Origin of the sequence: Rhizobium sp. BK313, assembly GCF_014193655.1 — a bacterium.
Lineage (GTDB): Bacteria > Pseudomonadota > Alphaproteobacteria > Rhizobiales > Rhizobiaceae > Rhizobium.
On record NZ_JACHZQ010000001.1, the window covers coordinates 59,717 to 72,070 of the forward strand.

A 12,354-nucleotide genomic window follows, 5' to 3' on the forward strand; every position below is an offset into this window, starting at 1 on the left:
GGGATCGATATGAACGAGCATGTCAGCATGACCGATATAGGTTCCAATCGTCTGTCGACCGACAAGCCGCTGTCGCTTGCCATCCTCGCAATGGGCGGGCAGGGTGGCGGTGTTTTGGCCGATTGGATCGTCGGGCTTGCCGAAGCCGAAGGCTGGATGGCGCAGACCACCTCTGTGCCCGGCGTCGCGCAGCGCACGGGCGCGACGATCTACTATATCGAAATGTTGCCCGCCCGTGACGGTCACGCGCCGATCTTTTCGCTGATGCCGACGCCCGGGGATGTCGATGTCGTCTTGGCGGCGGAGCTGATGGAAGCCGGCCGGTCGGTGCTGCGCGGCCTCGTCACGCCCGACAAGACGGTGCTGATCGCCTCGACCCATCGTTCTTTCGCTGTCGGCGAAAAGGAGAAACCGGGAGATGGGATCGGCAATCCGGAAGTGGTGGTCGACGCGACGGATTTTGCCGCCAAGCGCACCATCGCCTTCGACATGGAGACGCTGGCCGTCAAAAACGGCAGCGTGATTTCCGCCGCGATGTTCGGTGCGCTCGCGGCCTCGGGAGCACTGCCTTTCGCTAAACAAGCTTTTGAAGCCATGATCCGCGCCGGTGGCAAAGGCATAGAACCCAGCCTGAAGGCGTTCAATGCCGCTTTCGACCGCGCCAAGGACAAGCCGCGCGATGCGGTTTCCGCGACGCCGCCAAAACATTTCGACGCCTTGCCGGAGACGGCGGGCCACCCGGCGCTCGACCGTCTGGTGCATCGCATCCGCGCCGAATTCCCGCAGGAAGCGCGGCCGCTGCTGTTTGCCGGCGTCAAGAAGCTCACCGACTTTCAGGATCCGGCCTATGCCGACGAATACCTGACTCGTGTTGCAGCACTCTACGCCCTGGATCGCAAGGCAGGCGGTGCGGCCAAGGATTTCGCCTTCACCGTGCAGGCGGCGAAATATACCGCGGTCGCCATGGCTTATGATGATGTCATCCGCGTCGCCGATTTGAAGGTGCGCGCTTCGCGCTTCGATCGCGTGCGCAAGGAAGTCGGCGCCAAGGACGACCAGATCGTCTATATGACCGAATATATGCACCCACGCATGGAAGAGGTCTGCGGCACCTTGCCGAAAGGCCTCGGCCTCTGGATCGAGAGCCGGCCCAACCTCTTCAACCGTCTCGATCGCATCGTCAACAAGGGCCGTCGTGTGCAGACGGGCACGCTCTTCTGGTTCCTCGGGCTTTACATCGTCTCAGCGCTGCGCCGGACCCGCCGCGGTACACTGCGCCATATGCGTGAAGTCGAGCATCGCGAAGCCTGGCTCGCAGCCGCCACCAATCTTCTCAGCGTGAATTACGACCTCGCCGTCGAAGTCCTCAACAACCGCCGTCTGGTCAAAGGCTATTCCGACACGCATGCGCGTGGTCTGTCGAAGTTCGATCGCGTGATGTCGGCGCTGTCGATGCTGCGTGATCGTGACGATGGGGCTGCGTGGATGAAGCGGCTGAGGCAGGCGGCGCTGCTGGATGAGAACGGCATTGCGCTGGATGGGGCGCTGAAGACGGTGGCGACGCTGTGAGTCCATTCACCTCTCCTCGAGGAGAGGTGAATATCTCAAATCTCATGCTTGCGAATATTATGCAACACCTTGTGCAGCGTCGAGATAAACGCCCGGTACTCCGTCTCTTCCACCCCATCGAACATCTGCAAAAACAGATCGTACATAGTCGGCCAGACCTTTTCGAAGGCAGCGCGGCCTTCTTCGGTGATGGAGACGTCGCGGATGCGCATGTCCTCAACGCGAGGCTGGCGGCGGATGAAGCCTTGCTGCTCCAGGGAGTCCAGCGTGCGGCTCATCGTCGATTGTTCGGTGACGGCAAAGACGGATAGTTCGTTGATGGTGACCGAGGAAGAGACGCTGAGGACAGCGAGAGCGCGCATCTTCGCGGTCGTCATGTCATATTCGCGCAGCTCTTCCGACATGTTGATGTTCCAGCGGGCCATCAGCCGGTTCATCAGATAGGGGGCGAAATGATTGAGCCCGATTTCGCCCATGGTCGGACGTTTTCCGGTGCTCTCCTGGCTACGCCGTAAAACGGTGCCTGAAAACCGCTCCTCCATTGGACGATATCTCCCTGTGGAATCTTATTATTTTAACGATGATGCAAGCAGGAAGCCCGAGCCGCCGCCGAGCCCCGGACCGGGATGCGCCGAAGCACCAATGTGGTATAGGCCTGCTACATGGGTGCGGTGGTTAACAGACGACTTGAAGGGGCGCCAGAGGAAAAACTGGTCTATGCCGCAGTAGCCGCCATAGGGGTCGCCACCAACGAGATTCATGTTCATGGCTTCGAGATCTGCGGGTGAATAGCAGCGCCGGGCGAGCTTTATGCCGGAGAAATTCTCGATATGGCTTTTGAGCAGCGACTCGATGCGATCGGCATAGCGCTCGCGCACCTCTTCCGTCCAGCCGCCGTCCGCCGGTATCGTGATCTCGCCCGCCGCATCGCCCTTGATATGCCGCGGCGCTTCTGGAAGCTGCAGCCAGAGGATCGATTTACCTTCCGGCGCACGGCTGGGATCGAAGGAGGTGGGCTGACCGACGCAGATGGTCGGTTCAGCCGGCAGCAGCCCGCGTTCGCATTCATTGGCCGCGCGCGAAACGCCGTCGAGACCAGGCGTCAAATGAAGAAGCGCGACCTTGCCAAGCTCGGCATTGGCCTTCCAGCGCGGCGGTTCCGAGAGCGCGTAGTGGATCTGCATATTGCCCTTGCCATAACGATAGCGGGCAACCCCGGTCTTGACGTCGGCCGGAAGCGTCGTCGGCCAGTCTTTCATCAGCTGCTCGTAGAGCTGGTTTGGCGTCACCGAGCAGATGACGCCGGCATTGGCTTTCAGCGTTTCGCCATTGACAAGCTTGACGCCGCCGGCGCGTCCGCCGGGACCAGGAGTGACGCTTTCGACATCGGCGCCGGTGCGGATCTCGCCGCCATTGTCCCTGATCAGTCGTTCGAAAGTAGCGAGCAGCGCACTCGCGCCGCCTTTGACGACCGGAGCGCCCGCGAGCTCTATGGCAAAGCCGATGACCTTCAGCATTTCAGCCGAATAGGCGCTTTCCGGCCCGAGGCCGCAATGCAGCACCCAAGGCGCCCAGAGCGCGTGTATATCTTCCGAGCGATAGGTGGTTTCGAGGTAGCCCCGGGCTGGCGTCAACGCGTCGCCGAACCAGGCGGCGAGCTTGCGCAGGCCGCGGCCCCAGCCTTGCCTTGCGACTGTCCTCAAAGTAGGGCCTGACCAAAGCGCGCCGCCAAGCAACGAAAACAGGAAGGGGGCGTCGGCGCCGAGCGCATCCATCTCGCGCAAAAACGTCTGGCCGTCGCCGAGCGACAGCTCATCGAAAGTGGCGATGTTCCGCCGCCTGTCTTTCGAGAAGATGACGTGGGAACCATTCGGCTTCAGCACGCCGGTCGGCAGATCGGCATGCGCGAATTCGAGGCCACGGGCCTCCAGATCCCTGCCGATGGCGCCGTAGGCCGGCGACGTGAGGAACAGCACCATCGTCGTTGCCATGACGTCATGGATGAAGCCTGGCTCGGTGACCTCCTCGCTGCGCAGGCAACCGCCGATGCGGTCGTTGCGCTCGAGGACGAGCACCTTGCGGCCCTTCTTGCCCAGCATGGCAGCCGCGACCAGCGCGTTGATGCCGCTGCCAACGATAATGTAGTCATGGTCGCTCATGCCGCCGCCCTGGGCAAAGAGGAATGCAAGAAAGGGCCAAAGCGTCCCCGCGCTCCGACCCTTCCTGGTCCATCAGGCAATCAAGGCCAGCGCGCGCACCGGGGAGCCCGTACCCTTGACGAACTTCAGCGGCGCGGCGATCAACACGGCGCCCTTGGCCGGAAGCTGATCGAGGTTGGAGAGGCTGGCGAGACCGTAGCGGTTGTTCTTGTGCATCAGGTTATGGGCCGGGAAGGGCGGGTTCATGCCGCCGGCGGAACCGGCGTCGGTGCCGATCGTTTCCGAACCCCAGCCGATGATGCCCTTCGTCAGGAGATATTCGATCGCCTCAGCGGTCGGGCCCGGCGAATGCGGGCCGTTTTCGTCGGCGTTGAGGAAGGTTTCGGACGAGCCGTTGCGCTTGTACCAATCGGTACGCAGCAGCACCCAGGTGCCGGCTTCGATCGCGCCGTGCTCGGCTTCCCATTCCTTGATGCTGTCGACGGTCAGCAGATAGTCAGGATTGGCGGCAGCTTCCTTCGAACGGTCGATGACATTGACCGGAGCGACAAAATTTTGCGGCGGGATGGTGTCGGTCGTATTGTTCGGGTTGTCTTTGCCGGTGATCCAGTGGCAGGGCGCGTCGAAATGCGTGCCGGTGTGCTCGCCGAGTTCCAGCCAGTTCCAGGCCCAGAACGGACCATCCTGATTATATTCGGAAATCGTGTGTACTTTGACCGACGGCGTGTTCTTGCCGAACTGCGGCGGCAGGTAGAGCACCGGTGTTTCGGGGCCGAGCGGCGCGGTCAGGTCGACAACCTTGATGGAGCCCGAAACGAGGGCCGTGGCTAGGCTGGCAAGAGTATTGGTGGTCATGTTGCGTTCCCCTTAGTTTAGCGTGATCTTGCCCGAGACCCCCTGTCGGGACCTTCGATTCAGGACCAAGTTCGAAAGCCGATACCGCCGAGCGCACAGCGTGATTCCTCACATCGCAAAGCCGTGCGCGGCGGCTGGATGAGGGCGAGCCTATGTTACAATATATGATAATGCAAGCATTCCGCCGGTGTCCCAAGAGCCAAAAATAGCATAAGCCATCCGCACCCTGCAACTCATGCAATTGCCGGAAAATAAAGGCCATTTATGCGCTATTTTCCTGCGAAAACGACATCTGGTTGTGGTCTCTCAAGGCGATTTTCCGCCCCAGGTACTTGAAGCCTAAAGCTCAAAATGTATGCATGTGACAATAATAATCACGACATAAGAGGGATCAATCAATGAGCTATGATGCGATCATTGTGGGTGCTGGTCACAATGGCCTGGCGGCAGCGGTGCATCTGGCGGCGAAGGGCTGGAAGGTCGCCGTCATCGAAGGCAATGCCGAGCCGGGCGGTGCCGTGAAAACCCGTGAAGTGACCTTGCCGGGTTTTCGGCATGACCTCTGCGCCATGAACCTCTCGATGTTCGCGGGCTCCGCCTTTTTCGCGCAGTACAAGAATGAGTTGACCGCCGCAGGCCTCGGCTTCGTGCCGGCTGCCGATTGCTTTGCCAGCGTCTTCCGCGACGGCACCTATCTCGGCGTCAGCACCGATCTGGAAAAGACAACGGGCGCGATCGCCGATATCTCGCCGCAGGATGCCGCGGCCTGGCGGGCGATGCTGTCGGAGTTCGGTTCGGAAGCGCCGCACATCTTCGGCTTGCTCGGGGCACCCATGCCCTCGGCGGCGGCGGCACGAGTCGTCTGGAAGGCCTGGCGGGCAAAGGGGGCCGGCTGGCTCTATGAGACCGCACGCATGCTGTTTGCTTCGCCGCGCGATTTTCTCGATGCGCGGTTCCAGAATGCCAAGCTCAAGACAATGATGGCCGCCTGGGGCCTGCATCTCGATTTCGCGCCGGATGTCGCCGGTGGTGCGCTTTTTCCCTATCTTGAATCGATGGCCAACCAGGCCTTCGGCATGGTGATCGGGAAGGGTGGCGCCGATACGATCGTCAAGGCGATGGTGGGCGTGCTCAAAGCCAAAGGCGGCGAGCTGATGCTTGGCACGCGTGTCGACAAGATCGTCACCTCCGGCGGCAAGGCGACCGGTGTTGTGCTCGCCGATGGGCGCCGCTACGAAGCCAAGCGCGCTGTCATCGCCAATATCCACCCGCAGATCCTGTTTGGAAAGCTTCTCGATCAGGATGCCTCCCGTCAGGAGTTCGACCGGAAGCTTCTCCGCTTCCGCGCCGGCCCCGGCACGATGATGATCCATCTGGCGCTCTCCGGTCTACCGGACTGGACGGCGGGCAAGGAGCTCAAGACGTTCGCCTATGTCCACATCGCACCTGACCTTGAGATGATGTCGCGTGTCTATGCCGAGGCAATGGGTGGGTTTTTGCCGGCGGAACCGGCATTGGTGGTTGGCCAGCCAACGGCGATCGATCCGTCGCGTGCGCCAGATGGGCAGCATGTGCTCTGGGTGCAGGTGCGCGTCTTGCCGGCTGAGTTCAGTCGCGATGCGGTGGGCGAGATCAGCGGGCGGAATTGGGACGAGGTGAAGGATGCCTATGCCGAGCGGGTGCTCGACATCATCGAGCGCTACGCCCCGGGTTTGCGCGCGAAGATTTTGGGTAGATCGGTGTTTTCGCCCGTCGATCTCGAGCGTGAGAATCCCAATCTGATCGGCGGCGACAATCTTTCCGGCAGCCACCATCTAGACCAGAATTTCCTGTTTCGCCCTGTCGCCGGCTATTCGCGCTACAAGACACCTGTCGGTTCGCTCTATATGTGCGGCGCTTCTACCTGGCCGGGTGCGGGCACTGGCGCTGGCTCCGGTTTCTTGCTGGGGAAAATGCTGGCGAAGTGACCCTCTTCGGGCTTGACGCGTAAACCTTTGACATTTGAAATATTGCTCCGTAGACCGTTCATATATGAAATTGCAACGCGATGATTTGAGCTGACATCATGGCTGAGTCCGAGAGTGGAACCGTCGATCTGGAAATCATCGTCCAGGGGACGCAAGAGGGCAAAAAGCAGGAGCTGCGGCTCTGGCTACGCATGCTGTCGACCACAAAGCTTGTGTCGCAGGAGGTCCGCCGCCGCTTGCGGAACGAGTTCGGCGCAACCTTGCCGCAGTTCGACCTGATGGCGCAGCTTTATCGCGAGCGTGACGGCCTGCGGCTAGGTGAGCTTTCCAAACGTACGATGGTAACGAACGGCAATGTCACCGGTCTGGTCGAGCGGCTGGAAACGGACGGTCTGGTGTTGCGCGAAACCCCCGACGGCGACCGGCGCGTGACGGTCGCGAAATTGACGAAGAAGGGCGAGGAGCTTTTCGGCGCCATGGCTGCCGCCCACGAGGGCTGGCTGCGCGACATGATGGCGGATGTCGATCCCGCCATCGTCACTGAGCTATGGAAGGACATCGGCGAGGTGAAGTCGTCGGTCAACAACCACCTTTCGGGCGCCGATTGAGCGGGTAGCGATCACCGCGCCTTCTCGCTCTTGAATCTCTTTTCAAGCACGCTCACAAGCCGCACCATCGGCCAAAGCAGGATGATATAGATCACGGCGGCCATGATCAGCGGCGAAGGGTTGGCGTAGAAGCCCTGCGCGTTCTGTCCTTCTTTCAAAAGCTCCGGCAGCGCCACGGTCGAAGCGAGCGACGTATCCTTGAACATCGAGACGCAGTTGCTGGTGGTGGGCGGAATGACGATGCGGATCGCCTGCGGCAGCACGACCTTGTAGAGCGTTATCAGGAAGGGAATGCCGAGGGCGGCAGCCGCCTCGAATTGACCGCGCGGCACGCTCTCGATGCCCGACCGAAAGACTTCTGCCGAATAGGCGGCAAGCACAATGGAGAATCCCAGGATCGCGGACCACCAGGCGGAGAAGCTGATGCCGACAAACGGCAGGGCGTAATAGATCAGGATCAACACCACCAGCATCGGCATGGCGCGCATGATGTCGATATAGGCGACCATCAACAGCCGGATCGGCTTGGGCGCATAAAGGCGGATCAGGCTGACGACGAGACCGCCCGAAACGCCGATCAGAATGCTGACCACGCCAAGCGCTATCGTCATCCAGAGACCGCGCAGCAATTGGGGGAAGGCCGAAATCATGACGTCGGAATTGAAGAAGGTATCGACGAGCGACATTGGCACTCCCATTAGGCGGAATAAAATGAAGGTCTATCACAATTGCGCCGGCCGAAACGGCCGGCGTTAGAATTTGTTCTGGAAATGATCTTTTGATCACGCCTTGGGGATAGGCATTTCGGTGACGGTGGAGGAGCCGGCGGGAGCCTTGCTGCCGAACCACTTTTCGTGGATCTTTTCCAGCGTTCCGTCTTTCTTCATCGCAGTGATGGCGTCATTGATCTTGCCGACGAGCGGCGAGTCCTTGGTCATCATCAGGCCGTATTGTTCGCCGGTCTTGATGCGGTCCTTGATGGCAAAGCCCTTCGTCTTGACGAAGAGGTACTGCATGCCGGGAATATCGCTGACGACAGCGTCGATGCGGCCGGCGCCGAGGTCGAGGAACATGTCCTGCTGGGAATTATAGCCCTTGACGTCCCCAAAGCCGTTGGCGGCCTTGTTGTCGTTGACCCACTTTTCGCCAGTCGAGCCCGAGAGAACGCCAATGATCTTGCCCTTGAGATCGGTCAGGCCCTTGATCGCGCTGCCGTCCTTGGTGGCGATGCCCATGTCGGAGTCGTAATAGGGCTGGGTGAAGGACTGCGACTTCAGACGTTCCGGCGTGATGGTGATCGAGGAAATCGCCACATCGATGCGCTTGGAGCTGGTGGCGGCGAACAGTGCCTGGAAGCCATAGTCGGCAATGTTGGTCGTCATGCCGGCCCGCTTGGCGGCTTCGTTGACGATATCGACCTCGAAGCCCTCGAAGGTACCGCTGTCGGTCTTGTATTCGAAGGGCGGGTTGTTCGGGTAGGAGCCGACGTTCAGCACATCGGCGGCATAGGCGAAGTGGCTTCCGCCGGCCATGCCGACGACGGTCGCAAGGACCAGTAGATTACGACGGGTAAAATTCATTTGGTTTGTCTCCCTCTGGTTATGACCGCGGGCGCCATATGCCTGCGGGTATTGCCGGTCCGCCGATCTGGGCGGGTCCGTCATGTCATGGCGTCGACCATGCGATCGAGCGCGATACGCATCTGTTCGGTGTCGCGGAATGTACACATGCGCAGGAATGCGCGCGACGATTCCCCGAAATGATAACCGGGCGCCAGGCCGACGCGCGCGGTTTCGAGAATACGCTCGCAGACTGCCGTGGCATCGGCTTCGCCCTTTAGCGCGAAGAAAGCATACATGCCGCCGCGCGGTTTTTCCGGAAGGATGATGCCCGGTATCTGCGGTAGTTTTTCATAGGCAAGGTCGAGGCCGGCTTTGATCCTGGCGCGGATTCCGGCGATCAATGGCTCGCCGTCGCGTATGGCGGTCGCGGCGCCTGCCTGGATCATCGCTGATGTGCCGCTATTGACATATTGCGTCATCGCGCCGAGCTGATCGGCGACACCTGAGGGATGCGTCAGCCAGCCGATGCGCCAGCCGGTCATCGCCCAGGCCTTGGAGAAACTGTTGACGGCAATCACTCGGTCGCCGTCTTCGGCTACCTGAAGGATCGACGGTGCGATCTCGCCGTCGAAATAGAGGCGGGCATATACCTCGTCGGAGATGATCCAGATGCCGGTGCGACGGCTGAAGTCGAGCAACGCCTGCATTTCCTCGCGTGTCGCGGTCCATCCGGTCGGATTGGCCGGCGTCGACAGGAAAATGGCGCGGGTGCGGGCATCGCAGCGAGCGAAGAGCTTGTCGAGGTCGAGCCGCCAGTCGGTGTCGAAATCGAGCGATACTGGGCGCGGTTCGCCGCCGATCAGATGAATGGCATTGTGTATGTTGGGCCATTGCGGCGCCACATAGACGACATTGGTGCCGACATCGACCAGCAGCTCCAGTGCCATGTAGAGCGCCTGCATGCCGCCGGGAGCGACGGTGGTGCGCTCGATCGGAATCGGCCGGCCGTGCCATCGGGTCTGATAGTCGGACAGGGCCTCATTCAGTGCCGGCAGGCCGCGCATGTTCGGCACGTAGAAGGTCTGACCCTCGTCGAGCGCCTTTTTGGCGGCGTCGCGGATGAAGGCCGGCGTTACCATGTCGCCTTCGCCGAACCATAGCGGAATGACGCCGCCGAGCTCGCGAGCGCGCTTGGCGAGCACAGCGATATTATCGGTGCGCAGGTCACGAATCTGGGCGCGGATGCCCTCGAAGGCGTTGCGGTTGCGTGTCGTCTCGGACAAGCTGTGCGGTGGTAGAAGAGACAAAGAACGTTCCCTGGAAGCCTGATGTCAAAGGGTCGTTCCGTCGCGAATGACGGCGTTCAGATCGCCCTTCATTTTTGGATGGTTATCCAAAATGAGACGCATTTCAAGGAAAAAGTTTTAAGCTTAAAAAATCGGTGGAAATGCCGAAAACAACCCCGACGGAGGCTGTTTTCGACAGGCATTTCACGTGGATGGATATTTGTTAGGCATTTAGAGAATTCCCCTCTCGATTGCGCGGCGCAGCGGCCTGCGAGGCTTGTCGCCTGAGGCCATGATGCGGCGTTCGAGAAAGCGATCCACCGACAGAGCGCCGGCACCCACAGTCACCAGAACGAACATGCCGCCGGCGATCGCCAAGTCTTTTTCGAAATGCAGGATTTCGTTGTGGTTGGCGAAATCCGCATGGAACAGCAACGCTGTCGACAGGCAGAACAGTGCGAGCGACAACGCGCCGAGGCGGGTCAGCAAACCGAGGGCCACCGAAAGGCCGGCAGCAAGCTGCAAGCCAATCACGGCGACGACCAGCGGCTCGAAAATGCCGAGCTTCGCCATGGCGGTGACTGCGCCGTCGAAATTGAAGGCCAGCGCCATTCCTTCGTGCAAAAAAATCCACGCCAGCAACAGCCGGCCGGCCAGAAGCGTCATGTCCATTGGATGCAGGACATTTGCATTTTCCGAATAGTCCATGTGTCACCTCCCTTTGGGGCGATGCGCCTGCGAGGCGTCGTTCGGCTTCGCAGGCGCGTGCTTTGGTTTGAGGTTAGTTGGTAGTCTTGGCATCGATCGCCTTTTGCAGGTCTTCCAGCTCCTCGCAGCCGCTTGGGCAAAGCTGCTTTAGCGTCGCCAACTGTTCCTTTGCTTTGTCCATATTGCCGGTCTCGACATAGAGCTCGCCGAGATATTCACGGGCGCCCTTGTGATCGGGCTGCAACTCCAGCGCCTTGGTGTAGTAGGTCAGCGAGGTCTTGAAATCGCCGGTCTTTCTGAGCGTGAAGCCCAGTAGATTGTAGACATCCGCCTGCTGATGATCCTCCGCCAGGTCGCGAAGTTCAGCCAGTGCTCCGGTATAGTCCTTCGCGTCGATCTTGGCGCGGACGGAGGTCAGATCCGGCGCATCCGCAGTTTCCATGTTGTCGACGGCAAAAGCCGGGAGCGCGATGGCTGCAGGAAGGATGATGACGGCGCAAAGGCTGGCGGCGCCGAAGATTGCGTATTTGATCATGGTATATCTCCTTGAGTTTTCAGGCTTGTGCTGTCGGCGTAAAGCCATAGGCGTTGCCGTCCTTCACGAAGGTGCCGGAGCCCGGGAAGGGGAAGTGCGAACCGCAAATCCTGATATTGTCGGCGATGACGCGGTCGATCAGCTTGCGGCGCGTGACCACGGCTGTCGGTCCGTCCTGGTCGTAGCTGCCCTCCCATTCCGGATGGGGAGCGAGCAGCGCCGGCACGTACATGATGTCGGCGGAGACCAGAAGTTGCTCCTTGCCCGAGGCGACGAGGAAGGTGGAATGGCCGGGCGTGTGACCGGGTGCGGCGATGAGGTGAACGCCGGGAGCGACTTCCGCGCCGTCGCCAACCAGTTTCCAGTTCTTCCATTTTGGAAAGACTTCGGCGATGCGGCGTCCGGCGTCTTTGCGGCCTGCAGCAAGCTTGTCGACGCGGCCGGGCGCCGTCCACCAATTAAATTCGTCGGCGTTGGTGACGAGTTCGGCATGGGCGAAAACCGGCGCATTCGTGCCCTTTTCCATCAGGCCCCAGACGTGGTCGGGATGGAAATGCGAGATGATGACCGTATCGATGTTCTTGTAGTCGATGCCCGCGGCTGCCATGTTGCCCGGCAGATGGGTGGCGTTGGCCTGCCATTGGCCGACACCTGAGCCGGCGTCCATCATGATGAGCCGGTCGCCGATCTTCAGGACGACGACGGTGAGTGGGATCGGCATGAATTCTGTGGTCTGGCCGGCGGCGGCGAGCGCTTGCTTGGTATCCTCGATGGAGGCGTTCTTGATGAAAGCAGGATCATGCGGCTTGCGCCAGATGCCGTCATAAATGGCGGTGACTTCGACATCCCCGACCTTATAGCGATAGAAGCCGACGGTCGGCTCCAGCGGCGTTGCGGCCATGGCCAGCGACGGGATGAATTCCAGCTTCGCCGCCAGACCGAAGGCGGCTGCAGCGGCGGCCGAGCTGAGAACGGTGCGGCGTGTCATGTTGAACATTGTCTTATCTCCTCTTTGAGTGGCATCGCCACGCGAAGCGGAGGACAGGGGTCAATCAATGCCTCCGCTGTCGAAGGAGATCGCGGGTGCAGGGAGATTATTCTCAGC

At 60.5% G+C, this 12,354-nt stretch carries 12 protein-coding genes; 3 read left to right on the top strand and 9 right to left on the bottom strand.

Annotation, left to right across the window (positions count from 1 at the left end; genetic code table 11):
• Positions 1–9: 9 nt before the first annotated feature.
• On the top strand, positions 10–1,569 hold the full coding sequence (locus tag FHT86_RS00275) for an indolepyruvate oxidoreductase subunit beta family protein (RefSeq protein ID WP_133704879.1): 1,560 nt from the start codon (positions 10–12) through the stop codon (positions 1,567–1,569).
• A gap of 35 nt (positions 1,570–1,604) precedes the next feature.
• On the opposite strand, the gene FHT86_RS00280 is transcribed toward FHT86_RS00275, so the two are convergent.
• The 3 genes from FHT86_RS00280 to FHT86_RS00290 form a co-directional block, all read right to left on the bottom strand.
• Positions 1,605–2,111 (bottom strand): MarR family winged helix-turn-helix transcriptional regulator, encoded by a 507-nt coding sequence (locus tag FHT86_RS00280; RefSeq protein WP_133704880.1) that lies wholly within the window; start codon positions 2,109–2,111, stop codon positions 1,605–1,607.
• A gap of 27 nt (positions 2,112–2,138) precedes the next feature.
• Positions 2,139–3,728 (bottom strand): phytoene desaturase family protein, encoded by a 1,590-nt coding sequence (locus tag FHT86_RS00285; protein ID WP_133704881.1) that lies wholly within the window; start codon positions 3,726–3,728, stop codon positions 2,139–2,141.
• Between the two features lie 72 nt (positions 3,729–3,800).
• A complete protein-coding gene (locus tag FHT86_RS00290; RefSeq protein WP_133704882.1) occupies positions 3,801–4,583 on the bottom strand; it encodes a cyclase family protein in 783 nt (260 codons plus the stop codon).
• A gap of 398 nt (positions 4,584–4,981) precedes the next feature.
• On the opposite strand from FHT86_RS00290, the gene FHT86_RS00295 reads away from it, so the two are divergent.
• Both FHT86_RS00295 and FHT86_RS00300 read left to right on the top strand, forming a co-directional pair.
• Positions 4,982–6,550, top strand: coding sequence for a phytoene desaturase family protein (locus FHT86_RS00295; protein ID WP_133704883.1), 1,569 nt, complete (start codon positions 4,982–4,984; stop codon positions 6,548–6,550).
• A 98-nt stretch (positions 6,551–6,648) separates the two neighbouring features.
• The gene (locus tag FHT86_RS00300; protein ID WP_133704884.1) at positions 6,649–7,158 is read left to right on the top strand and encodes a MarR family winged helix-turn-helix transcriptional regulator; all 510 of its coding nucleotides are present in this window, start codon (positions 6,649–6,651) and stop codon (positions 7,156–7,158) included.
• Between the two features lie 11 nt (positions 7,159–7,169).
• Here FHT86_RS00300 and FHT86_RS00305 read toward each other — a convergent pair whose 3' ends face one another.
• From FHT86_RS00305 to FHT86_RS00330, 6 genes are all read right to left on the bottom strand, one after another.
• Entirely contained in the window at positions 7,170–7,844 is a 675-nt protein-coding gene (locus tag FHT86_RS00305; RefSeq protein WP_133704885.1) for an amino acid ABC transporter permease, read from the bottom strand.
• Between the two features lie 96 nt (positions 7,845–7,940).
• Positions 7,941–8,738, bottom strand: a complete 798-nt coding sequence (locus FHT86_RS00310; protein ID WP_133704886.1) for an ABC transporter substrate-binding protein — start codon at positions 8,736–8,738, stop codon at positions 7,941–7,943.
• 80 nt (positions 8,739–8,818) lie between these two features.
• Positions 8,819–10,027, bottom strand: a complete 1,209-nt coding sequence (locus FHT86_RS00315; protein ID WP_246779347.1) for a pyridoxal phosphate-dependent aminotransferase — start codon at positions 10,025–10,027, stop codon at positions 8,819–8,821.
• A 210-nt stretch (positions 10,028–10,237) separates the two neighbouring features.
• Positions 10,238–10,714 carry a DoxX family protein gene (locus FHT86_RS00320; protein WP_133704887.1) on the bottom strand — a complete coding sequence of 159 codons (477 nt, stop codon included), beginning with the start codon at positions 10,712–10,714 and terminating at the stop codon, positions 10,238–10,240.
• Between the two features lie 73 nt (positions 10,715–10,787).
• Complete coding sequence (locus FHT86_RS00325) at positions 10,788–11,249, bottom strand: tetratricopeptide repeat protein (RefSeq protein WP_166656714.1); 462 nt, start codon at positions 11,247–11,249, stop codon at positions 10,788–10,790.
• Between the two features lie 19 nt (positions 11,250–11,268).
• Positions 11,269–12,246, bottom strand: coding sequence for an MBL fold metallo-hydrolase (locus FHT86_RS00330; RefSeq protein ID WP_133704888.1), 978 nt, complete (start codon positions 12,244–12,246; stop codon positions 11,269–11,271).
• Between the last annotated feature and the right edge of the window lie 108 nt (positions 12,247–12,354).

Coding starts and splice junctions, on each gene's coding strand:
- FHT86_RS00275 (WP_133704879.1), top strand. CDS start 10: ATGAACGAGCATGTCAGCATGACCGATATAGGTTCCAATCGTCTGTCG.
- FHT86_RS00280 (WP_133704880.1), bottom strand. CDS start 2,111: ATGGAGGAGCGGTTTTCAGGCACCGTTTTACGGCGTAGCCAGGAGAGC.
- FHT86_RS00285 (WP_133704881.1), bottom strand. CDS start 3,728: ATGAGCGACCATGACTACATTATCGTTGGCAGCGGCATCAACGCGCTG.
- FHT86_RS00290 (WP_133704882.1), bottom strand. CDS start 4,583: ATGACCACCAATACTCTTGCCAGCCTAGCCACGGCCCTCGTTTCGGGC.
- FHT86_RS00295 (WP_133704883.1), top strand. CDS start 4,982: ATGAGCTATGATGCGATCATTGTGGGTGCTGGTCACAATGGCCTGGCG.
- FHT86_RS00300 (WP_133704884.1), top strand. CDS start 6,649: ATGGCTGAGTCCGAGAGTGGAACCGTCGATCTGGAAATCATCGTCCAG.
- FHT86_RS00305 (WP_133704885.1), bottom strand. CDS start 7,844: ATGTCGCTCGTCGATACCTTCTTCAATTCCGACGTCATGATTTCGGCC.
- FHT86_RS00310 (WP_133704886.1), bottom strand. CDS start 8,738: ATGAATTTTACCCGTCGTAATCTACTGGTCCTTGCGACCGTCGTCGGC.
- FHT86_RS00320 (WP_133704887.1), bottom strand. CDS start 10,714: ATGGACTATTCGGAAAATGCAAATGTCCTGCATCCAATGGACATGACG.
- FHT86_RS00325 (WP_166656714.1), bottom strand. CDS start 11,249: ATGATCAAATACGCAATCTTCGGCGCCGCCAGCCTTTGCGCCGTCATC.
- FHT86_RS00330 (WP_133704888.1), bottom strand. CDS start 12,246: ATGTTCAACATGACACGCCGCACCGTTCTCAGCTCGGCCGCCGCTGCA.